At 37.6% G+C, this 22,442-nt stretch carries 19 protein-coding genes; 6 read left to right on the top strand and 13 right to left on the bottom strand.

Annotated features, from left to right (window positions below):
• Window positions 1–163: 163 nt before the first annotated feature.
• Window positions 164–1,459, bottom strand: coding sequence for a DEAD/DEAH box helicase (locus tag LO761_RS00820; RefSeq protein WP_272816437.1), 1,296 nt, complete (start codon window positions 1,457–1,459; stop codon window positions 164–166).
• A 30-nt stretch (window positions 1,460–1,489) separates the two neighbouring features.
• On the bottom strand, window positions 1,490–2,722 hold the full coding sequence (gene serB, locus LO761_RS00825) for a phosphoserine phosphatase SerB (protein WP_272816438.1): 1,233 nt from the start codon (window positions 2,720–2,722) through the stop codon (window positions 1,490–1,492).
• A 262-nt stretch (window positions 2,723–2,984) separates the two neighbouring features.
• Here serB and LO761_RS00830 point away from each other — a divergent pair, with 262 nt between their 5' ends.
• Window positions 2,985–3,485, top strand: a complete 501-nt coding sequence (locus tag LO761_RS00830) for a TlpA family protein disulfide reductase (RefSeq protein ID WP_272816439.1) — start codon at window positions 2,985–2,987, stop codon at window positions 3,483–3,485.
• 86 nt (window positions 3,486–3,571) lie between these two features.
• Here the strand turns inward: LO761_RS00830 and gcvP are convergent, their stop codons facing one another.
• The 5 genes from gcvP to LO761_RS00855 all read right to left on the bottom strand — a co-directional run bounded on the left by gcvP (window position 3,572) and on the right by LO761_RS00855 (window position 9,294).
• Entirely contained in the window at window positions 3,572–6,418 is a 2,847-nt protein-coding gene (gene gcvP / locus LO761_RS00835; protein ID WP_272816440.1) for an aminomethyl-transferring glycine dehydrogenase, read from the bottom strand.
• A 22-nt stretch (window positions 6,419–6,440) separates the two neighbouring features.
• On the bottom strand, window positions 6,441–7,079 hold the full coding sequence (locus tag LO761_RS00840; RefSeq protein ID WP_272816441.1) for an MBL fold metallo-hydrolase: 639 nt from the start codon (window positions 7,077–7,079) through the stop codon (window positions 6,441–6,443).
• 12 nt (window positions 7,080–7,091) lie between these two features.
• Window positions 7,092–7,712: a 16S rRNA (guanine(527)-N(7))-methyltransferase RsmG gene (gene rsmG, locus LO761_RS00845; RefSeq protein WP_272816442.1), complete on the bottom strand. Its 621-nt coding sequence runs from the start codon at window positions 7,710–7,712 to the stop codon at window positions 7,092–7,094.
• Window positions 7,712–8,566 carry an RsiV family protein gene (locus LO761_RS00850; RefSeq protein ID WP_272816443.1) on the bottom strand — a complete coding sequence of 285 codons (855 nt, stop codon included), beginning with the start codon at window positions 8,564–8,566 and terminating at the stop codon, window positions 7,712–7,714. Before LO761_RS00850 ends, rsmG begins: the two co-directional genes overlap by 1 nt.
• A 107-nt stretch (window positions 8,567–8,673) precedes the next feature.
• A complete protein-coding gene (locus LO761_RS00855; RefSeq protein WP_272816444.1) occupies window positions 8,674–9,294 on the bottom strand; it encodes a hypothetical protein in 621 nt (206 codons plus the stop codon).
• 180 nt (window positions 9,295–9,474) lie between these two features.
• Between LO761_RS00855 and lipB the strand changes: the two genes are divergently transcribed.
• Window positions 9,475–10,134 (top strand): lipoyl(octanoyl) transferase LipB, encoded by a 660-nt coding sequence (lipB, locus tag LO761_RS00860; RefSeq protein ID WP_272816445.1) that lies wholly within the window; start codon window positions 9,475–9,477, stop codon window positions 10,132–10,134.
• A gap of 185 nt (window positions 10,135–10,319) precedes the next feature.
• On the opposite strand, the gene LO761_RS00865 is transcribed toward lipB, so the two are convergent.
• From LO761_RS00865 to dnaN, 5 genes are all read right to left on the bottom strand, one after another.
• Window positions 10,320–11,150 carry a CPBP family intramembrane glutamic endopeptidase gene (locus LO761_RS00865; RefSeq protein WP_272816446.1) on the bottom strand — a complete coding sequence of 277 codons (831 nt, stop codon included), beginning with the start codon at window positions 11,148–11,150 and terminating at the stop codon, window positions 10,320–10,322.
• 164 nt (window positions 11,151–11,314) lie between these two features.
• Window positions 11,315–12,973, bottom strand: coding sequence for a trypsin-like peptidase domain-containing protein (locus tag LO761_RS00870; RefSeq protein ID WP_272816447.1), 1,659 nt, complete (start codon window positions 12,971–12,973; stop codon window positions 11,315–11,317).
• Between the two features lie 64 nt (window positions 12,974–13,037).
• On the bottom strand, window positions 13,038–14,729 hold the full coding sequence (recN, locus tag LO761_RS00875) for a DNA repair protein RecN (protein WP_272816448.1): 1,692 nt from the start codon (window positions 14,727–14,729) through the stop codon (window positions 13,038–13,040).
• 5 nt (window positions 14,730–14,734) lie between these two features.
• Window positions 14,735–15,511, bottom strand: coding sequence for a 3'-5' exonuclease (locus LO761_RS00880; RefSeq protein ID WP_272816449.1), 777 nt, complete (start codon window positions 15,509–15,511; stop codon window positions 14,735–14,737).
• Between the two features lie 40 nt (window positions 15,512–15,551).
• Window positions 15,552–16,676 (bottom strand): DNA polymerase III subunit beta, encoded by a 1,125-nt coding sequence (gene dnaN, locus LO761_RS00885; protein ID WP_272816450.1) that lies wholly within the window; start codon window positions 16,674–16,676, stop codon window positions 15,552–15,554.
• 152 nt (window positions 16,677–16,828) lie between these two features.
• On the opposite strand from dnaN, the gene LO761_RS00890 reads away from it, so the two are divergent.
• On the top strand, window positions 16,829–17,212 hold the full coding sequence (locus tag LO761_RS00890) for a DUF3127 domain-containing protein (protein WP_272816451.1): 384 nt from the start codon (window positions 16,829–16,831) through the stop codon (window positions 17,210–17,212).
• 564 nt (window positions 17,213–17,776) lie between these two features.
• On the opposite strand, the gene rho is transcribed toward LO761_RS00890, so the two are convergent.
• Entirely contained in the window at window positions 17,777–19,684 is a 1,908-nt protein-coding gene (gene rho, locus LO761_RS00895; RefSeq protein ID WP_272816452.1) for a transcription termination factor Rho, read from the bottom strand.
• A 295-nt stretch (window positions 19,685–19,979) separates the two neighbouring features.
• Between rho and LO761_RS00900 the strand changes: the two genes are divergently transcribed.
• The 3 genes from LO761_RS00900 to LO761_RS00910 are packed head-to-tail and all read left to right on the top strand — an operon-like array spanning window position 19,980 to window position 22,440.
• Window positions 19,980–20,357: a RidA family protein gene (locus LO761_RS00900; protein ID WP_272816453.1), complete on the top strand. Its 378-nt coding sequence runs from the start codon at window positions 19,980–19,982 to the stop codon at window positions 20,355–20,357.
• Between the two features lie 10 nt (window positions 20,358–20,367).
• Window positions 20,368–21,576 (top strand): hypothetical protein, encoded by a 1,209-nt coding sequence (locus LO761_RS00905; RefSeq protein ID WP_272816454.1) that lies wholly within the window; start codon window positions 20,368–20,370, stop codon window positions 21,574–21,576.
• Window positions 21,577–21,603: 27 nt separating this feature from the next.
• Window positions 21,604–22,440 carry a DUF3805 domain-containing protein gene (locus LO761_RS00910; protein WP_272816455.1) on the top strand — a complete coding sequence of 279 codons (837 nt, stop codon included), beginning with the start codon at window positions 21,604–21,606 and terminating at the stop codon, window positions 22,438–22,440.
• Window positions 22,441–22,442: the final 2 nt, after the last annotated feature.

A 22,442-nucleotide genomic window follows, 5' to 3' on the forward strand; every position in this document is an offset into this window, starting at 1 on the left:
AAAGAATTCATTCAGTTATGCGGATGAGTTGATTAATTCATACGGATGAGTTAGTCAGTTCATGCGGATGAGTTGATCGGTTGATGCGGATGAGTTGATCGATTCATCCGCATGAGTTGTGCGATTCATGCGGATCACTTTTTAATCATATATAATTGAAGCATTACTTCCTTATTGATGACTGTTGCGCTGATCTTTGTGACGAATATCTTTCGTGCTGTCTATTCGACCTGTTTCCTTTATTTCCTTGCTTTTGTTTGCTCGGCTGTCTGTGATTAGGGCGCTTCCCTTTAAAAGAGTTCTTTTTAGGTTCATAAGCCGGACTTTCACCTAATTCACTTGGAACAGGTATTTTATATATTTCCTTACCAAGGAAGTCTTCTATTTGCTTAAACTTAAATTGCTCTTCTTCATTAACCAAAGTGATGGCGCAACCATCATTATTCGCACGGGCAGTTCGTCCGATGCGGTGAACGTAATCTTCACTGTCGTGAGGAACATCGTAATTGATAACCAATCGGATATCATCAATATCAATACCTCTTGCAACTATATCGGTGGCTACCAAAATGTTTACACGTCCGGCCTTGAATTCATTCATAATTTCATCGCGTTGCGACTGATCTAAATCGGAATGCATTTCACCAACATTCAAGTGCATACGTTTCAATGAATTAGTTAAGTCCTTAACTTTTAACTTTGAAGACGCAAAAATGAGGATTCTACTTTCGATGTTATTTTTGAAAAGAGAACGGATAATGCCCATCTTTTGTGGCTCATAGCAGATATAGGCAGTCTGAATAATTTTTTCGGCAGGCTTAGATACGGCAATCTTAACCTCCACCGGATTATTCAATATGTTTTTCGCTAACTGTTGAATCTTAACCGGCATGGTTGCGGAAAACATAAGTGTTTGTCTGTTCTTTGGCAATAGTTTGACTATCTGCATAATGTCGTCGTAAAATCCCATATCGAGCATGCGGTCAGCCTCATCAAGAATAAAAAATGAAACTTTTGAGAGATCAACATATCCCATTTGAATATGACTGATCAATCGACCGGGAGTAGCAATAATTACGTCAGCGCCTAAAGTCAATCCACGCTTTTCCTGTTCAAAACGAACACCATCGTTGCCTCCATACACCGCAACACTTGATACAGGCATAAAGTAAGCAAAGCCTTCCATCTGTTGATCAATTTGCTGGGCTAATTCCCGTGTTGGTGACATGATGAGACAGTTCACTGCGTCTTTCGGATAGTTTCCTGTACAAAGTTTATTAATCACAGGAAGCAAGTAAGCCGCTGTTTTGCCGGTTCCGGTTTGTGCCACACCTATAACATCACATCCTTTTAGCAATACAGGAATAGTTTTTTCTTGGATAGGAGTGCATTCTGAGAAATTCATGGCGTCTAATGCCTCAAGGACACTATCATCCAGATTCAATTCTGTAAACTTCATTAATTATATTTGAATTTATGTGTAATTTAATTACAATTTGCCCTTTTCATCGAGGTAAGAATCTTTAAACCCCAGGAAATAAAGCACGCCATCAAGACCGATGGAATTAATTGATTGCCGAGCATTGGCAACAACTTTAGGTTTCGCATGAAAGGCAATGCCAAGTCCGGCAGCCGACAACATGGGCAAGTCGTTAGCGCCATCACCCACAGCAATAGTTTGGGCAATATCCACGTTTTCCACCTGAGCAATAAGTTTCAACAGTTCTGCTTTACGATGTCCGTCAACAATTTCACCAATATAACGTCCCGTGAGTTTTCCATTAACTATTTCCAACTCGTTGGCATACATATAATCGATATTATACTTTTGTTTGAGATAATTACCGAAATAAGTGAATCCTCCGGAAAGAATAGCTATTTTATATCCATAATGCTTTAAAACGAACATAAGCCGGTCAACTCCTTCGGTGATGGGCAAATGTTCGGCAATATCTTGCATAACATTTTCATCAAGTCCTTTGAGCAAAGAAACTCGTTCAGCAAAACTTTCCTTAAAGTCTATTTCTCCACGCATAGCCCGATCGGTAATAGCTTTCACTTTATCTCCGACACCGGCTCTCTGTGCCAATTCATCAATACATTCCGTCTGAATAAGTGTAGAATCCATATCGAAACAAATGAGACGACGCATACGACGGTACATATTGTCCAACTGATAAGAGAAATCCACACCCATTTCCGAGCTGAGATGCATGAGATGGCTTTGCATTTCTTCGCGATTCAGTGGATTCCCACGAACAGAAAACTCGATACAAGAGCGAACACCCGCCTTTTTCTCATCAAGTGGCATTCTCCCTGTGAGACGTTTGATAGAGTCAATATTAAGTCCCTGATTAGCAATGATTCTTGTTACGGCCGCTATATGATTTGCCGAAAGTTTCCTACCTAATAGAGTAAGAATATAACGATTCTTTCCCTGCATATTAACCCAATGCGAGTATTCTTCCTCAGAAACCGGAGTGAAACGGATTTGAATACCTAAAGATGTAGCTTTAAACAGTAATTCCTTCATGATATTTCCGGAATCTTCTTCATGGCTCATAAAAAGAATACCGAGAGACAGTTGACTGTGAATATCAGCCTGACCAATATCAAGAATGGTTACATCATATTGTGAAAGGATTTCTGTAATCGAGGCCGTTAGTCCGGGGCGATCAACGCCACTAATAGCAATAAGAATAAGTTCTCTCTTTGATTCCATAAGTAAATGGCTTGATTTCTTTGCAAAATTACATTTATTTATCTGAATACACCACTAAATCGCCTATCTTTTTTATCGATGGAATCGGCAATTTTATGCTCTATAACATAATTTATTTCTTTTTCTCTTGGTCGTAATACGAAAAGTATTTATCTTTGCCGCAATTCAACTCGCTGAAATCGAATTGATATTCAATGAAATGCCTGTGAAGGTCAACTAAAATATTGAATATTTACGATTGAAAGCGATAAAAGTGTGGTATATGATTAAAAATGTAAGATTGATTTTTATTCTGTTACTCGCTACTTCAATCTTTTCCGTATCATTTATAGGAATAGATTCACATGTTGAAGGATTAAGTGTAGGAGATAAAGCCCCTTACTTTACTTTACATGAGGACAATGGACATGATATGAACTTGAAGATGTTACAAGGCAATTTAGTTTTAGTTAGTTTTTGGGCTAGTTACGATGCTTCTTCAAGAATACAAAACGCTACATTAAGTCATGTCATTGGCAAAGCGGCCAATAGAATAAAAATGGTATCAGTCTCATTCGATGATTATGAGTCTATATTTAAGGAAGCAATAAAACAAGACAACATATCATCAGAGAACTGCTACTTAGTAAGAATTGATCGTTCTTCAGAACTTTACAAGACTTACAAAATTAGAAAAGGCTTTAGGAATTATCTCCTAAACGAGAGAGGAGAAATTGTAGCAAAAGATATTACTCCTTCTCAATTAAAGGCCTATTTTAACTAAAAACTTGTTTTAAATAGTAATTTACGCGAAAGGGATTGGCCTCTTAATTGAGCCAATCCCTTTTTTATAAGCTTTGTTTTATAGCATTAGTTTATTTCACCGTATAAAGTAGTAATGAGGTTTCTATCTCCCCATGCGTCATCAACACGGGCAACATTAATCCAAAATTTATTATCGCGTACCGATTGAATTGGATATACAGCCTTTTCACGACTGTAACAATGATTCCATTCGTTAGCAACAACTTCATATTCCGGATGAGGAGCATTTATAAGAACATTATCATCTTTATTAGCCTGACCATTCTTCACTTCCTGAATCTCTTTCCATATACATTCCATCACGTCAACAAAGTTATTAAGCTCTGCCAAACTTTCACTTTCGGTAGGCTCAATCATCAAAGTGCCATGAACAGGGAATGAAAGAGTAGGAGCATGATAACCATAATCCATCAGACGTTTCGCGATATCAGCTTCACTAAAACCAACATCTTCATGTAAATTGCGGCAATCCAAAATCATTTCATGACCCACATAGCCTGTTGCACCTGTATAAACAATACCGTATGTATCTTTAAGACAAGCAGCCAGATAGTTTGAACTAAGGATAGCAATTTTTGTTGCTTTTGTTAAACCTTCTGCTCCCAGCATGCTGATGTATCCGTATGCGATGGGAAGAATTCCTGCGCTTCCATAAGGAGCAGCAGCAACTTCATTTGTACTATCGCCGAATAACGAATGCCCAGGTAAAAATGGAACAAGATGTTCTGATACACAAACCGGACCAACACCCGGACCACCACCACCGTGAGGGCTTGAGAATGTCTTATGTAAATTCAAATGGCAAACGTCAGCGCCAATATATCCAGGACTTGTCAATCCAACCTGTCCGTTCATATTAGCGCCATCCATATAGACTTGTGCGCCACAGCCGTGTATAATCTCACAAATCTTCTTTATCTCCGGTTCAAAGATACCATGAGTTGATGGATATGTAATCATTAACGCAGCAAGATTCTCCTTGTTCTCTTCTGCTTTCTTCTTTAAGTCTTCAACATCAACATTCCCTTTTTCATCGCAAGCACATGTAAGAGTTGTGAATCCGCACTGAACTGCAGAAGCCGGATTTGTTCCGTGAGCAGATGCGGGAATAAGAATGATATTGCGATGGCTTTGACCGATATGTTCAAGATATGAGCGGATGATGCGAAGTCCGGTATATTCACCGGCAGCTCCTGAGTTTGGTTGGAATGTAATACCGGAAAAGCCGGTTATTACTTTTAACTGTTCTGCCAGATTATGAATTAAAGTTTGATAACCTTGTGCCTGATCTATTGGAACTAATGGATGCATGCCCATCCAACCAAGATTGCTCAGCGCAATCATTTCAACAGCAGGATTACATTTCATAGTACAAGAGCCCAATGAAATCATAGAATGAGCCAATGAAATATCTTTCCTTTCCAAACGTTTAATGTAGCGCATCATCTCTGTCTCAGTGTGATATTTCCGGAATACCTCATGAGTTAAGTAGGCAGACTTACGACACAACGCTCCTTTATAAGAAACAAAAGGAACATCAGTTACTTCCTGAACTTCTTTTTCGGCAGCGATCGAGAAAATAGCAATCAGCTGATTAACATCTTTCATGTTTGTTGTCTCATCAATGCTTAAACCAACGTCACCATTATCAAAGTAACGAAGATTCACCTCTTTACTTAAGGCAATGGTACGCAACTCCTGAGCTGTTACTGTTTCAGGAAGACTGAAACGAAGTGTATCGAAGAAGTCTTCATTACGCTGTTTATATCCCAGATGAGTTAAAGTCTGATTAAGCAGTACTGCAATGCTATGAATACGTTCTGCAATAGTCTTAATACCTTCCGGTCCGTGGTAAACGGCATAGAAACCAGCCATTACCGCTAACAGTGCCTGAGCAGTACAGATATTTGAAGTCGCACGCTCACGTTTGATATGCTGCTCACGAGTCTGTAAAGCCATACGATAACAAACTTTACCATACTTATCTTTCGATTTGCCTATGATTCGTCCCGGCATTTGACGCTTGAATTCTTCACGTGTCGCAAAGTATGCTGCTGATGGACCGCCATAGAATAAAGGTATACCCAAGCGTTGTGTACTGCCAAATACAATATCAGCATCCCATTCTCCCGGAGGAGTGAGTAATGCCAAACTTAAGATATCGGCTGCAACTGCAACTTTGCATTCTGAATGATGTGCTTTTTCTACAAACGATTTATAATTCTCAACACTTCCATCACTGTTCGGATACTGAATAATGCAACCGAAGACGTCGGGTGTGAACTCGAATGTTTTATAATTGCCAAATACTAAATTAATTCCCTGAGGAATAGCACGTGTAGATAACACGGCAATAATCTGAGGGAATACATTCTCATCTACAAACAAGGTATTTGCACCTGCTTTTTGCTGAGTACGACTACGAAGACTGTGCATCATGGTCATAGCTTCAGCTGCTGATGTAGCTTCGTCTAATAGAGAACAGTTGGCCAACGGCATGGCTGTTAAATCTGATACCACAGTCTGGAAATTAAGCAAAGCTTCCAAACGACCTTGTGAAATCTCTGTCTGATAAGGGGTATAAGAGGTGTACCAAACCGGATTCTCAAATACGTTACGCTGAATAACGGCAGGAGTAATAGTATCGTACCATCCCAAACCAATATAGGAAGTGTACAACTTATTCTGTGTGGCCAATTGCGCGATATGTTCCGTAAACTCTCTCTCAGTCATTGGCTCGGGCAATGACAAAGGATCCTTCAGACGGATATTTTCCGGAATAATCTTATCAATCAGTTCATCCAAACTGCTCACGCCAATTCTTTTTAGCATCACCGGAAGGTCGGCTTCCTGAATTCCGATATGTCTATCGGCCAATAAATCAGTTCTCATATTTATAGTTTTAATTGATTATTTATCTTAAAAATGGATTATTCTTTTTCTCATAGCCAATAGTCGTAATATCACCATGACCGGGATAGACCACGGTATTTTCCGGCAATACAAGCAGACGACTGCATATATGTTTACGTAATGAATCAAAGTCACCACCGGCAAAATCAGCTCGACCTACACTGCCATGAAACAATGAGTCTCCACTGAATAAGCAAGATTCTTCTTTACAATAATAAACCATACCTCCGGGAGAATGACCTGGAATATGGATGGCATCAAGTTGATGATTCCCAAACTTAATTATATCTCCATCGTTTACATAGCCACCCAGCGGAACCATCTTATCTGGAAGTTCCACATCGAAGACTTTTGCTTGAGCATCAGCGTATTCCAACCAAAATTCATCTTTTTGATTGGCTTCCGCCTTTAGTCCATAGGTATGGTAAAGAAACGGATTTCCAAAAATATGGTCAATATGCAAATGAGTATTTAGCAAATGCATCAAATTCAAGTTATTAGTATCAATATAATCCTTCAATGCTTGACGATCTTCTTCATAAAAACATCCGGCATCAATAATGACGGCTTCGTTTGTTTCATCGGAGAGTATATAACAGTTCTCCGGAAACATATTGAATTCAAATTTCTTTATCGTCATGACTGTTTAAGTTTATAAAGGTACATAAACTAATTTCTTAGTCTCAAAATAAGGTTCGGTAAACACAGTATTAATTTCAAAGGCAGTCGCAATCTTTTTTACAGGTAATATTTCTTGGTCGAGCTCACCTCCTTTTAAACAAATAACTCCGTTAGGGTAGGCATTAGAATCGGTCTTCAAAATATTCTTGCGCACAATTTTTATCAGGTCGGATAAAGGCATAACAGCACGACTGACAATAAAGTTATACTTACCCTTCTCTTCCTCTCCGCGAATATGTGAACAAATTACGTTATTCAGCCCGATAGCATTCGCGACTTCTTGTGCAACCTTTACTTTTTTACCCGTTCCGTCAATAAGATGAAATTGAACATCAGGGTAATAGATGGCCAAAGGAATACCCGGAAAACCACCTCCTGTGCCGAAGTCAAGCACTTTTGTTCCGGAATGAAAACGGATAAACTTAGGTATTGCCAGAGAATGAAGCACATGGTGCTCATAAAGATTATCTATGTCTTTTCTGGAAATAACGTTTATCTTACTGTTCCAGTCCTGATAAAGTGCATCAAGAGCAGCAAACTGTTGCTTTTGCTCATCAGTCAGATCGGGAAAATACTTCAAAATTTGTTCCATCAGTTTTTTATCATGTATTTGCTGATTGCTGAGTACGGAAGAGTAATTTCCATACTTCCCTCTGCGTACGAACTAATATCATATCTGTTATATAAAAAAGTAATGCCGTCAGCTCCAAGGATAAAATTATCAGGGACGAAGATATCTCCGTCATCATTGAAAAGAATTCCCTGTTCTTTCAAGTCATCAAAAGTTTTAATATTCATATCTTTATGCTGTTCTGCTTTTACTTTTACCAATTCATCTTTTATCAGCGGAAGTAGCTGGTCTTTTGCTCCCGGAATAAACAGATCGTCAAGTGTTAGAAGCTTTCCTGTTTTTACATCAATACATAACCAAGTTGCTATCGTATTCGGATGAGCACCACCTCGATAGTCTGTAACTACTGATTTATAATTTAAAATCCCTGCCTTGCCTTGCTCAACAGATGTTTCCTGATTGTATTCATAGTTATACCATGAAGGAATCTCATTGGCATCGCGGTTTAATTTTTGGTCTTCTTTATATAATTCAGCTATTTCATCCTTATACGATGCAATGTAATTGTTATAATATAAATCTACCGCGCTTTGAGCATCGGTTACGTCCTCACTCAAACTAAGAATCTGCTTACGAATAATATTATTGATAATTTTTGATATAGAATCGCCTGCTGACTCGTCTATATAGGAATACTTCAGTTTGAAGGTACAATGCGGAGCATTGGTCTGATCATTCAAATGATAAGTCTGTTCTTTCTCAATTGTTTTAAATGTATAGTTTACATTCTGTTCTTTCTTATTGCATCCTGCCAATAAAATTAAAAATAAAGCACATGGAAAAAGAACAGAGAGACATAATTTTGTTAATTTCATCTTCTTTTTGGTTTTTAATAAGTATAATATGTTTTTTTACCTCTCTACAAAGGTAAAACAACTTCATGAATTCACCCACGAAAAGACAAAAAATATCTTTTCTAAATTTAGTAACCGAATGGAGTCTCACGCCCTTGATTCACCTCAATGCGAATACCAAATTTGCCATTATCCGATTTCATTTCGAAAGCACCTTTGAAGTTGTTGCGTTGCCATGGAAGTACTCCCGGATCGAATACTTTATATCCATCGGCATTATACTGACCGTAAGTTGTCAGTTTCAATCCGTTAGACAAACGAAATGTCGCGCTTTGTAAAGAAGTAGGAGAGTGGTATTGATTCAGACCGCTTGAACCGTATAAACTGTGCATGGAATAGTCACGTCCGAATACAGTATGCGTATCTACTTTATCGTAGATGGTTTCCTTTCGGAAATAGATGGGGCTGTTTTGATTCGAAACAGAATAAACCGGCAACATCTCGTGCAGAGTGAGAGGAGAGATGAGTTGCATTTGTCGAGGTGCTAATATCTTATTATCCAATAGAAAGCCATCATTTAACTCCGTTACGCCTTCCAGTTCTTTTATTAAATTGCGCGAATCTATATCGTCGGGTATAATAATTTCTGCGTTATTCTTTGTTAATGTGGAATCATTCTTTACGGGATTCTGTGCCAAAAGCCCCGATGAAATGGAACAAAACAACAAAAGAAGAATTATATTTTTCATTTTAATATATCGTATTATATATAGATTCGGAAATAGAATGAATGGTATCGGATTCCAAATCCTTCTTCCGAGCTTTTCAAAGTTAATGTTTTTTTCTTGAGATGCCATACAACTTTTATTCTTTTTATTTTTCATTGTATTTATTACATAATTTTGCTTCCTTTGCCCGAAAAATAAAGTTTGATAATGAAAATTGAAAATTGGGGAACAGTTCCTTATGCCGATGCATGGAACAGACAGAAGGATTTGTTCAGTGAATTGATTGATGCAAAACTCACAGGAAAACCATACACCAACCGGATGATTTTTGTAGAACATCCGCATGTTTACACTTTGGGAAAGAGTGGTAAAGAAAAGAACATGTTATTGAATGAGAAGCAATTGGAAGCTGTTGGTGCTCAGCTCTATCATATTGATCGTGGTGGAGACATCACATATCATGGTCCCGGCCAACTTGTTTGTTATCCCATTCTTAATTTAGAAGATTATAACTTAGGGTTACGCGAATATATTTATTTACTGGAGGAAGCCGTCATTCGGGTTTGTGCTTCATACGGCATAGTTGCCGGGCGTGTAAAGGGCGCAACAGGCGTATGGATCGCTATCGGAACAAAGACTGAACGGAAAATTTGTGCCATCGGCGTACGTGCCAGTCACTTTGTTACGATGCACGGATTGGCATTAAACGTGAATACCTATTTACGATACTTCGGATACATCAATCCATGTGGTTTCATTGATAAGGGAGTTACTTCCATAGAAAAAGAAATCGGGCATTCTATCCCTTTGGAAGAAGTTCGTTTACGCTTACAAGTTGAGTTGATGAACCGGATAAAGTAAATCTGTTATCTTATTATATAAGTTTTTTATGATGATGAACTAAGCACATCTCAATTGAGATTAACACGTATCTCAATTGAGATGTGCATGAATCACAGTTGAGGTGCGATCGAATCACGCTCGTGATTAGCTTAACCTATACTTATGAATTGTTTACTTTTCCTGAAGAAAAGGGCAATTCTTATTTAAAGTGTTTTAGTTTCTGATCTCAATCGTAAGTTATATCTCCACCAGACATAAAGTGCTATTGCTAATCCTAAAACAGCTGCTATGATAGATGCTTCGGGACCGAAAGCTCCACCGGTAATGACTTCAGAACCTTTCACTTCAGCAGTGATGATACTGATACTATCCACATTACCCGATACAGGGAAACCGAGAACCGGACCTTCCATCACATTCCATGCCCAATGAATTCCGATAGGCAACCAGAGAGTTCCACTGGCTTTATAGCATACACCCAATAAAAGCCCTGCTTCTATAGCTATCGCCACAGCTCCCCAAAGAGTGACGCCTTCATTTCCAAGATGAACCAATCCGAAGAATAAAGCGGATACCAAAAGTGCCCAAATGGTATTCCATTTCTTGTCTATCAATCGGAAAACAATTCCTCTGAAAAGAATTTCCTCCGAGGCAGCGACAATGAAAAATTGAGATAACTGAGAAAAGAATACATTATTGAATGAGGTATCGGTAACATGATAACTACCTATTATAAACATAATTCCTGTAACAATCAGGAAGAAAAATATGCCGACCGACAAGCCTTTTAACATATCAGATACTAATTTATTCATTGGTAATGTCTTCGACCACGTATGTTCAAATGCTCGAATTAACAGTTCATAAATAAGAAGCATTATGATACCATAAACAATGCCGAAAGGTATGGTTAAATGAAGCCACGGTATAGATTCAAAAATGATTGTACCAAGTCCATAAAGAAAGAAAAACAATATAAAGCCACCTATTAAAAGCAAAATCACTTTCCACCAAGCAGAAGTTCGAATATTCATAATAACATACCTTTAAAATAACGACACAAAAATAAATAATATCAATGAGTAAACGGAATATGTTCTCGGAATTATTAATTTGTTTATAAGTAGAAATGAAAGTGAAATAAAATAAAAAGGAGGTTTGCTCATGGCACACCTCCTTTCAATATATTGAATAATAATTACTTGCAATACTTTTGAATAAGAGTTTCTACTGCTGTATCACCTAATTCTTTTGCTTTGTTAAAGTTGGCACAAGCCTCTTTGTTCTGTTTCTTCTGAACTTGACAATAGCCAATCATACGATATGCAGCTCCCATCTTCTGATTCAGTTCAATAGTCTTTTGAAGAGCTGTCAATGCCTCTTCTATCTGATTAACACGAATATGCAATGCACCTTTTTCCAACCAAACATCAGGACTGTCGGGGACAAGCTCAGTGGCACGATTAATATCATCAATAGCCTGTTGATACATTTTTAAGTTCACTTCCGCTTGCTCACGTTGGAAAAAAAAGTTAGCATTCACATTTCCATTATAAGCACGATAAGTCTCGTCGAAATCTTTCACAGCTCCACGATAATCTTTCATATCTGCTTTCTGTTGCCCGCGGGCAAACAGGTAAGGAGCTGCATCCGAAGTATAAGGGACGATACATTTATCCACTGCGTTATCAAGCAACGACAAAATTTGCTGCCGGTCACTTCCTTCCATGTTTTGCAAGGCATGAGCAGCCGAATAGAATGATGCTGCGGAAGCAAGATTCGATTGGTTCACTTTCTGATAGCTATCAAATGCAGCCTGATAATCTTTCATCGCATAATTTATATCTCCTTCAAGTTGAGCGTAAATTGGTTGAGAATCAGTCAAAATTACTTCTTTTATCATCTCCAATGCTTTGCTGAAACTCCAATCCGGATTCCCTTGTCCTTCCTCTTTTGATAGGGAATAATTATAAAACATTTTAGCAATATTATATTTTGCTTCATTCTTATCGTTTGCGACTTCAAGTGCCTTATCAATATCTGCCTGAGCTTCCGGCCAAGATTCCTGTTTGCCGCTGTCTATCTTCTTCGCGGCTCGGCGGATATAACCTTCATAACTGTTTGGGAACTTTGCTAAGAAGTCTTCCAATGCAGTAGTATAGATATCTTGATCGCCCGAAGAAATCATATATAGATATATAAGAGCCTGTTCTTCTGTATCAGGCAGCGCCTTTTTAATACCTATTTTGGTATATGCTTCGTGAGCAGCAGATACGGCGGTTATATGCAGTGATGCTCCAAAGCTGGCACCGATAGCAAAACTGGAAGTATCTTCCTCTGATGCATTTCGCTGAATCATTCCAAGTACCTGACCGTTTGCATTCATAATAGGGCAACTTACCATTTTAGCCGGAGTCTTCATTGCCAGCGTATAATAGAAACCATCTTGCCCAATGCTGTCGACAGCGGTTATTTTACCAGTCTGCACTTCTGCGTTTTTCTGAGTAGAATAAGGAAGCAGATAAACAATTTCACCTACCTTTCCAGCAACAGTAGCCGGCTGCAGAAACTCAACATTTCCGTCTATTTCTGTTTTGAACTTTAACACATCGTATATTTGATTGGCTCCGGCAATACACGATACATTCATTTCTTTACCTTTACTATTTACTATGACAGCTCGTTGAGCACCATCAAACAGTGTATAATCGGAAAGTGCGATACCGTCTTCACCTATATAAAATCCGTTACCGTTCCCTTTGATATTATTTTTCTCATCGTAGGTAATGACGGAGAAGACCGCCTTCTTTGCCTTATCAACCCATTTTGGAGTCTGTGCATAGGAGCTTATTCCCATACAACATAAAAGTAATAAAAGAACTTTTCTCATATTTCGTCTCATAATATTTTTCATTTTCCTTTCATTTTGTCGAAGTGTTTTTTTGTTTATTAGAATATCCCAACAAAGCACGTGCGTTATTCAGAGCTTCTTCAGTCATAGTAACACCGCTTAACATATTTGCTATTTCTGTTACACGCTGTTCATCAGTCAGACGGATTATGTGACTTGATGTCCCCGTATTTGTATCTTCTTTATATACCTTATAATGCACGGTGCCTTTAGCTGCTATTTGAGGCAAATGGGTAATACTGATGACCTGCCGGTTGTTTTTACCCATGTTCTGCATCATTTCTGCCATTTTATCCGCAATAGAACCGGATACACCGGTATCTATTTCGTCGAAAATAATGGTTGGCAATTGGACTGCACCTGCTATCATGGCTTTCAAAGAGAGCATTACACGTGCAATTTCACCGCCCGATGCAATGGAAGAAACATTTTGCAAGGGAGTATTTTTGTTGGCAGAGAACAAGAAGTTCACACAATCAAGTCCGTTTATATCCGGCTCCTTATTCTTTTTCATCTCTACTTCGAAGCGAATATTCTGCATTCCAAGAGGAACAAGATATTCGTGCATCTGCTTTTCCACCATTCTTGCCGCTTTCGAACGTTCTTTAGAAAGTATCTCCGATTGCTCCAATACCTTATTATATATAGCAGCTTTCTTTTCTTTCAATTCTTTAATCTCATCATCGGATGAAGTGATAGCTTTCAGTTGCAAACGGTATTCATCGGCTATATTAATTAATTCCTTAACGGTATTGACCCTATGCTTTTGCTCCAGCGAATAGATTAAATTCAATCGTTCATTCACAAAGTTGAGTCGATCGGGATTAAAATCAATCTTCTCTTCTTCCTTTCTTATGTCGTGCTGCAAATCTTTCAAGTCGATTATACTGCTGTTTATTCGTTCTATCCATTGTCCGGCAATAGGGTATAAGCCTTTTATATCTTCCAAAGACTGTTGGCAGTCACGCATCTCAGATAAAAATCCACCTTCATCGGATACCATTAGTTGATCGGCCTTATACAAACTTGCTTTAATATCTTCCGTATGACTCAATACATCTGCTTCCTGTTGAAGGGCATCTTGTTCATCTTCCGATAGTTTTGCTTCATCCAACTGTTGTAGCTGGAACTGCAGATAGTCTTCATCTTGTTTATTTTTCTCAGCTTGTTCAATAAAATCGGCTAACTCCTCAGAAACATGTTTATATTCTTTATATAATTGCCGATATACCGACAACTCTTTCTCATTGCGCGAGAGAATATCGAGCACTCCACGTTGAAATTCTTCGTGATTTAATAGAAGATTTTTATGTTGACTGTGAATATCTATGAGTTGCTCTCCAAGAGTTCTCATTTGTACAAGAGAAACCGGAGAGTCGTTAATAAACGCGCGACTTTTCCCCGTTGCATATACTTCTCGGCGCAGGATACATTCTTCGGGATCGTATTCCAAATCATTTTCTAAAAAGAAATCTTTTAGAAAATGATTTGCCAATTTGAAATTCGCTTCAACTATACATTTGCTTTCTCCGCTTTTTATTGCTTTGATATCTGCCCGTTGACCAAGCAAAATACCAAGCGCGCCAAGGATAATAGACTTTCCCGCGCCGGTTTCACCAGTAATAACAGAAAAACCGGAGGTGAAGGAAATATCTAATATATCAATAAGCGCGTAATTCTGTATGTAAAGTGATTGAAGCATTTCCTTTATTTGCTCAATCCTGATTCACGCAAACGAATCTTTGTGAGTACATTTTTTGTATTTAACGTAAAATCTCCTCCCAGAATCCAACTATAATAACCGGGATCTCTTTTAAGTACATCCATTACATGATGACCTTTATATTTCCCGAAATTGAATGTTTCAATTCCTTTGTCATCATAGATGATACGACCTGCAAAATCCACATTTTTAGTGAACGACGAATATTCTGACAAGAAACTTATATCATTTTCCAATACATTGGGATATAAGTCTAATTGAGCTTTAAGCACTTCGTATGTTGCACGGGTATCGGCTTCAGCAGAATGAGCATCATCTAAGTTTTTATGACAATAGAATTTATACGCGGCAGAGAGAGTTCGCTGCTCCAGCTTATGATAAATGACTTGTACATCGACGAATTTTCTTTTTGTCATGTCAATATCTACATCTGCCCGCAGAAATTCCTCCACGAGTACCGGAACGTCAAAACGATTCGAATTGAATCCGGCAATGTCACAACCTTCTATATCATTGGCAATTTCCTGAGCCACCTCCTTAAAAGTCGGACAATTCGCGACATCTTCGTCTTTTATGCCGTGAATAGCCGTCGATTCTTCAGGGATATGCATTCCGGGATTGATTCGCATCGTCTTAGCAACATCATTTCCATTTGGGAATACTTTCAGATAACAAATCTCAATAATCCTATCTAAGCTGACATTCGTGCCTGTTGTTTCAAGATCAAAAAAGACTAATGGATTCCTCAAATTCAGTTTCATAATTTAATACTTTAACAATACACCGTTTACCCATTAGCAATTAATCACTCAACATCATTGGCATCAGCAACATCAGCACATTATCATTCTCTTCTTGTTGAGCCGGAGTAATTACTCCTGCACGCGACGGATCGGCTAATTCAATGACGACTTCGTCAGCACTCAAATTGCTTAGTATATCAATAAGGAATGTAGATTTAAATCCAATACTCATTGGACTTCCGCTATATTCGCAATTTAAAGTCTCCTCAGCAGAAGTAGAGAAATCTATATCCTGAGCAGAGATTTGTATCTGATTATTCTCTATATGCAATTTTATCAAACTGCTGGCTTGAGAAGAGAAAATAGACACACGACGCAGACCGCTGATTAGAGTAGAACGGTCAATTTGTATCTTATATGGATTATCTTTGGGAATAACAGAGTTATAGTTTGGATAGCGTCCTTCTATCAGACGACATACCATTTTATACTCGGTTGATGTGATAACAGCATTCTTTTCATCAAAATCAATGATAATTTTATCTTCGTCTTTAGGCAATAATGTTTTCCAAATGTTTGCCGGCTTCTTCGGAAGAATAAATGCTGCTTTTGTATCCGCATGAGCTGCAACTGATTTGTCACGAACCAAACGGTGCCCATCTGAGGCTACAAATGTAATATCTTCAGGTGTCATATCTAAATAGATACCATTCATTACCGGACGGAGTTCGTCTTCCGCAGTAGCAAAGATAGTTCGGTTAATGCCATTAACAAATACTTTAGAATCCATGGTAATATGAATGGCATCGGCACTTAAATCAGGAGCCATGGGAAAATCCTCGGCATTCTGTCCGACAAGACTGTATTTACCATTCTGATAATATAGAGTAAGACTGAAGTTGGTGGTGTCAACATCGAAAGTAAGCGGCTGTTCAGGGATTTCTTTTAAAGAATCGATGAATTTCTTTGCTGAGATAGCAAAACGACCGTCACTATCAGAATCGTTAACCGGTAAAGAAGTAGTAAGTGTACTCTCACTGTCGGAAGCCGTTAATGACAATACGCCTTCTTTTATTTCCATTAATACGCAATCAAGGATTGGTAATGAGTTTTTAGAATTAATTACTCGACTTACAGCCTGCAAATGGCTGAATAAGTTAGTACTTGAAACAATGAACTTCATAGCTATATTTTATTTATTTGTTATCTATGTATTTATTGCCAAAGTTACGAAAAGATTATGTACTAAACCCAAAAAAAGAGTGAAAAATTAGTTTACTTAAGAGGAAAATAGTAAATTCGAACCGTTTTAAATATAATACAATCATAATAAATATGGAATTAGCAGGAAAAATAATTGCCGTACTCGAACCACGTGAAGGTATTTCTAAGAATACCGGTAATAAATGGATGGTACAAACGTATGTTATTGAAACTCATGACCAGTATCCAAAGAGAATGGCTTTCGAAGTTTTTGGTGAAGATAAAATCAAACAATTCAATATTCAAATGGGTGAGGAGCTAAATGTATCATTTGATATTGATGCCCGTCAGTGGCAAGATAAATGGTTCAATCAGATTCGAGCATGGAAGATTGATCGTGTAAGCGCAGAAAGTCCGATTCCTCAAAATAATCCGTTTGATGGACAACCGCAAGCTATCCAATCTGCCCCTGTCGATTTTTCGGCTACAGATAAAACAGACGATCTTCCTTTCTAATTGAATTTTGGATCAATATTTATAATTACTCGTTCATGAAATCATGAACGAGTCTTTTTATCTACATTAATAATACACTCGTCAAGGACTTTTTTTGTATTCATTTGAAGATTTTTTCGTTTCACTTAGGTGAAACAAACGAATGACGCAGACGATCCGTGCGATTCATGCGGATGACTTTGAGAACTCATGCGGATGAGTTGATTGATTCATGCGGATGACTTTGGCAACTCATGCGGATGAGTTGAGCGATTCATGCGGATGAGTTAGGCGGTTTATACATATTGACTTTTCTCTATTTATTGATGACAAATCCAATGAACCTATCAATACGAATAAAAACATTGTTTGAAGATGTTGTAAGACTGTTTTTATAAAAAAATGCCATAAGATAAGTTGCATAATAAGAATGCATGATAAAGCAACCTGAGCTTTTTGATAAGAAGTGATATACTAACTACCGTTAATGAATAATGAAGAAAAGAGTGATTTCTGCCTTATAATAAAAAGAGAGGATACCTTGTTTTAGCGTATCCTCTCTCTTCTCTATATAATAATTTATACTTACGAATTCATACTCAGAAGAAATTCTTCATTATTCTTTGTCTTTTCCATTCTATCTTTAACGAATGTCATAGCTTCTACCGGATTCATATCCGATAAGTATTTGCGAAGAATCCACATCCTATCGAGCGTCATCTTATCCAATAACAAATCGTCACGACGTGTACTTGAAGCCACCAAATTAACTGCCGGGAATATACGTTTGTTACTGAGGTTCCGATCGAGTTGTAACTCCATGTTACCTGTTCCTTTGAATTCCTCAAAGATAACTTCATCCATCTTAGATCCGGTATCAATCAATGCCGTTGAAATGATGGTTAAAGAACCTCCATTTTCAATATTGCGAGCTGCACCAAAGAAACGTTTGGGCTTATGCAAAGCGTTTGCGTCAACACCACCCGAGAGTACTTTTCCTGAAGCAGGCGCTACATTATTATATGCTCGTGCAAGTCGAGTAATAGAATCTAAGAAAATAACCACGTCGTGACCACACTCGACCATTCTCTTTGCCTTCTCAAGAACAATACTTGCTACTTTTACATGGTGATCGGCAGGCTCATCAAAAGTAGAAGCTATGACTTCAGCTTTTACAGTACGGGCCATATCAGTGACTTCTTCAGGACGCTCATCAATCAGAAGCATGATGGTATAAACATCAGGATGATTCTCAGCTATAGCATTTGCAATGGCTTTCATCAACATAGTTTTACCTGTTTTAGGCTGAGCGACAATCAATGCACGTTGGCCTTTGCCAATGGGAGAAATCATATCGACAACCCGAACAGACAAATCGTCATCATATCCTTTACAAAGCTGAAATTTCTCATCAGGGAAAAGAGGGGTGAGGTGCTCAAAAGCAACACGGTCGCGTACCAATGAAGGATCTAATCCATTAATTTTATTGACTTTAACTAATGGGAAATATTTTTCACCTTCTTTTGGCGGACGAATAGGGCCTTCAACTACATCGCCAGTCTTTAATCCGAAGAGTTTTATCTGAGATTGTGATACATAGATATCGTCAGGAGAAGAGAGATAGTTATAGTCAGAAGAACGAAGGAAGCCATAGCCATCGGGGATAATCTCCAAACAACCGGAACCGATGAGAATATCATTAAATTCGTAAGGCTTTTCTATTTGTCTCGGTTCAATAGACTTTTGTACCGGAGCCTGCATATCCTCTTGAACAGACAAACGTAACTGTTGAGGACGCTGATTATTAGAATTCTGCTTTGGGTTGAATCGATTATTCGATTGCTTCTGCTTTTGAATTGGAGCTATTGGCGGCTCCATTTTTGTAGAACTAAACTTATCGACTAATTCTGCGGGTAAAACCGCTTCTTCAGAAGGAAGATCTTCTATAGGAATAAATTCGTCGTCTCCATTGTCGAATTCCAATTCCGGAAGAATGTTTTCTTTTTTTGCCGGTTCAACCTTAGTTTTTGTTTTTGCTGGTTTTTCCGGAATAGGAGCATCCGCAGACTCTTCAGTTTTCGGCTTATTCTTTGTACTTGCCTTTCTTTCTCTCTTCTTTGGCACCTGAGGTTCTTCTTTAATCTCTTCCTCAACTTGACTAACCGGAGACTGATCGGCAGCCGAATTAGGAGCCTCGTTAGGTGTTACATTTACAGCCGGTTTCTCAGTTTCTATTTTTTGAGCTTTATCCTGAGTGGTTGTATAAACTTTATCCGCGTCTTTCTTTACAATTCGTGTTCTTTTACGCGACCGTGAAGCAGTCGGTTTAGAATTAGCAATTTTTTGAGACGCGCTTACAATGGCTTGCTCATCCAAAATTTTATAAACTAATTCATCTTTTGTAGTTGAGCTTATCTTGCTGATTCCCATTTCTTTTGCTATATCCTGCAGCTCAGACAAACTCTTGTCATTTAATTGAATAATATTATACATAAAGTATATGTTGTTAGTGATTAGTGCACAAAAACATAAAGACAGAAACACATCTCTGCTTTTGTACGACAATAATTATTTTTGGATTTTTATTTATTGATAAAATTAATAAGGAGAAAAGTTTGTTATTGTATTAACTCTATTTTCTGCTACAAAGATAATTATATTTTTGAGTAATTGGAAGAAAAGAGATAAAAATTTAATATACTAATATAAAAAGTATATTTGGAAATAGACTATTTGCTTAAAAAACGCTATTTTAGTAGCAAAATTAGAATATTAAATAATTAACATGATGAAAAAAGTTATTTTCACCGATAAAGCTCCGAAGGCAATCGGTCCTTATAGTCAAGGAATTGAAGTAAATGGTTTTCTATTCTTTTCCGGTCAAATTCCCATTGTTCCTGCTACCGGAGAATTTGCAGAAGGAGGAATTAAAGGTCAAACCAAACAAGTATTTGAAAATATCAAGAATCTCCTTGCCTCAGAAGGGCTAACTACAGCGAATATTATAAAAACCACCGTATTTTTAGCAGACATGGATTTGTTTACAGATATGAACGAGGTATATGCTACCTATTTTGATAGTGCTTATCCTGCCCGTTCTGCTGTTGCTGTCAAGAAGTTGCCTAAAGGTGCTTTGGTTGAAATAGAATGTATTGCTGCCCGTTAAAAGTTAAACAATGAATTTTAAGTTTTGGATCGGATGGGAGAAACGTGAGTGGGGTATCTTTCTAATTATACTTATTATAACAGGAGGTATCGCGACTTTTGTCCACAGGACTTTTTTCGGCTCTAAAAACTTAGAATTCAATGATGAGCTTGGCGGAAATGTATTTCCCGTTACTATTCTTTCAACAGCAACAACTGATTGTAACTTAATAGAGCCTGTCGATTCAGATTATGTAGGTAACCCGAAATCGTGCATCTCTATTAAGTTAAAAAGTTCTATTCCAAATAGTCGAGTGATGATTCAGTTGGCAGAGACTCCATATTTCTCAAAGTCTATATCCGAATTCATTCTCCCAAAGGCAGAAAGAAAATATACCATTTATCCGGACGTAGTTTGGAACTATGACGCGCTTCGTAATAACAAACAAGCCGCGCCTGTTGCTTTAACTATTCAGGTTAATTTGAATGGGCATGATTTGCCTCCTAAAGTGAAAAATATTTCAATGCGGAGTATTAATGAATGCCCTATCGGATATTATGATCGGAATAATCATTTTCATGATACAAGCAAATTCTTTGCTGCTTATGTGAATGAAGAGCATCCTAAGATTGATGAACTCTTGCGTGAAGCTTTGGATACACGTATTATTAATCGTTTTCTTGGATATCAAGGAACGTTAAAAGAACAGGCAAAGAATGTTGATAATCAAGTTTATGCTTTATGGAATATACTTCAAAAGCGCAACTTTAAGTATAGTTCGGTTACCAATACAAGCCTTTCTTCGAATATAGTTTTCGCGCAACGAGTCAGAACTTTGGATGATGCTTTGGAATCTTCTCAAATTAATTGTGTGGATGGCAGCGTGCTAATGGCTTCTCTTCTAAAAGCAATTAACATTAATCCTATTCTAATCAGATTGCCTGGACACATGTTTGTCGGATATTATACCGATAAAACGCATAAAGCCATTAGTTTTATGGAAATGACAATGATTGGAGATGTCGATCTTGACGATTTCTTTCCTGACGAGAAGTTAGATTCCACAAGAATAGGTAAAACACAAAATCAGATATCAAAGTTAACTTTTGAAAAGTCGAAAGAGTATGCAACGAAAATGTATTTGCAAAATGACTCATTGCTACATGCCGGAAAAGCGAATTATATGTTCCTCGAGATAGATAAAAAGACAAGGGCTCGGATACAGCCGATAGGAAAATGATTGGCAATTATTAAATATTATTAGCTTATGAAGAAATATATATCACCCGGAAGTTGGTTCTCTTTGGAATATCCCACCAATTGGAATGAATTTGAAGATGAAGAGGATACTTTCCTTTTTTATAATCCCAATAAATGGAACGGAAATTTCCGTATCTCTGCAACAAAAGGTAAAGATAACCGTTACGGAGATGAATGTCTCCGTTCGGAATTAAGAGAGAACCCTTTTGCTGTCATAACAGTTATAGGAAAGGTTCAGTGCGCTTTTAGTTCAGAATCCTTTAGAGAGAATGGAAACGTGTATACTTCATATATATGGATTATGGATTATGGAACCATTTGCATAAATTGCAGCTTCACTACAACAAAAAATGGTGAAAAATCTATTGCTGAGGATATTATTCATACAATTTATGTTCCAAAATTACATAGTGGATTTCATCAAGAGCTAATTCCTATTCGCATTCTTGAAGTTGGAGAGATTAATGCAGCCTATGGATGGGTAGAGAAAATAATTAAGAAAGAATTAAAAACAGATTTTACTGGTGAGGAAGACGATATAGCTAAATTGCAGCAGGTCATTGATAGTGGAAAATTCAAACCTCAACAAAAAGAAATTTGGAGTGACTTTGCTTTAACTTTCGGATCTATCATAGTTAATGAAATGGAAGGTATGGAATGGAAAACATTCGTTGATGGATCGATAGAATGTCCGGTTCTTCAATTTATGAATTCTAATTTAATTATTAATCCAATTGATCTTATATATAATAAGGTAAAGCAAAACGAGCAAATTGATTTGATTGCTGAATATGAAAAGATTCAGAATGCAGCTGTAAAAATGATAAAATTGAAAAAGAAATAAAT

The organism is Phocaeicola oris, from assembly GCF_021295095.1.
Lineage (GTDB): Bacteria > Bacteroidota > Bacteroidia > Bacteroidales > Bacteroidaceae > Phocaeicola > Phocaeicola oris.

Bases quoted from the DNA above. Each gene is read 5' to 3' on its own strand.
- LO761_RS00820 (WP_272816437.1), bottom strand. From the start codon at position 1,459: ATGAAGTTTACAGAATTGAATCTGGATGATAGTGTCCTTGAGGCATTA.
- serB (WP_272816438.1), bottom strand. From the start codon at position 2,722: ATGGAATCAAAGAGAGAACTTATTCTTATTGCTATTAGTGGCGTTGAT.
- LO761_RS00830 (WP_272816439.1), top strand. From the start codon at position 2,985: ATGATTAAAAATGTAAGATTGATTTTTATTCTGTTACTCGCTACTTCA.
- gcvP (WP_272816440.1), bottom strand. From the start codon at position 6,418: ATGAGAACTGATTTATTGGCCGATAGACATATCGGAATTCAGGAAGCC.
- LO761_RS00840 (WP_272816441.1), bottom strand. From the start codon at position 7,079: ATGACGATAAAGAAATTTGAATTCAATATGTTTCCGGAGAACTGTTAT.
- rsmG (WP_272816442.1), bottom strand. From the start codon at position 7,712: ATGGAACAAATTTTGAAGTATTTTCCCGATCTGACTGATGAGCAAAAG.
- LO761_RS00850 (WP_272816443.1), bottom strand. From the start codon at position 8,566: ATGAAATTAACAAAATTATGTCTCTCTGTTCTTTTTCCATGTGCTTTA.
- LO761_RS00855 (WP_272816444.1), bottom strand. From the start codon at position 9,294: ATGAAAAATATAATTCTTCTTTTGTTGTTTTGTTCCATTTCATCGGGG.
- LO761_RS00865 (WP_272816446.1), bottom strand. From the start codon at position 11,150: ATGAATATTCGAACTTCTGCTTGGTGGAAAGTGATTTTGCTTTTAATA.
- LO761_RS00870 (WP_272816447.1), bottom strand. From the start codon at position 12,973: ATGGGAATAAGCTCCTATGCACAGACTCCAAAATGGGTTGATAAGGCA.
- recN (WP_272816448.1), bottom strand. From the start codon at position 14,729: ATGCTTCAATCACTTTACATACAGAATTACGCGCTTATTGATATATTA.
- LO761_RS00880 (WP_272816449.1), bottom strand. From the start codon at position 15,511: ATGAAACTGAATTTGAGGAATCCATTAGTCTTTTTTGATCTTGAAACA.
- dnaN (WP_272816450.1), bottom strand. From the start codon at position 16,676: ATGAAGTTCATTGTTTCAAGTACTAACTTATTCAGCCATTTGCAGGCT.
- LO761_RS00890 (WP_272816451.1), top strand. From the start codon at position 16,829: ATGGAATTAGCAGGAAAAATAATTGCCGTACTCGAACCACGTGAAGGT.
- rho (WP_272816452.1), bottom strand. From the start codon at position 19,684: ATGTATAATATTATTCAATTAAATGACAAGAGTTTGTCTGAGCTGCAG.
- LO761_RS00900 (WP_272816453.1), top strand. From the start codon at position 19,980: ATGAAAAAAGTTATTTTCACCGATAAAGCTCCGAAGGCAATCGGTCCT.
- LO761_RS00905 (WP_272816454.1), top strand. From the start codon at position 20,368: ATGAATTTTAAGTTTTGGATCGGATGGGAGAAACGTGAGTGGGGTATC.
- LO761_RS00910 (WP_272816455.1), top strand. From the start codon at position 21,604: ATGAAGAAATATATATCACCCGGAAGTTGGTTCTCTTTGGAATATCCC.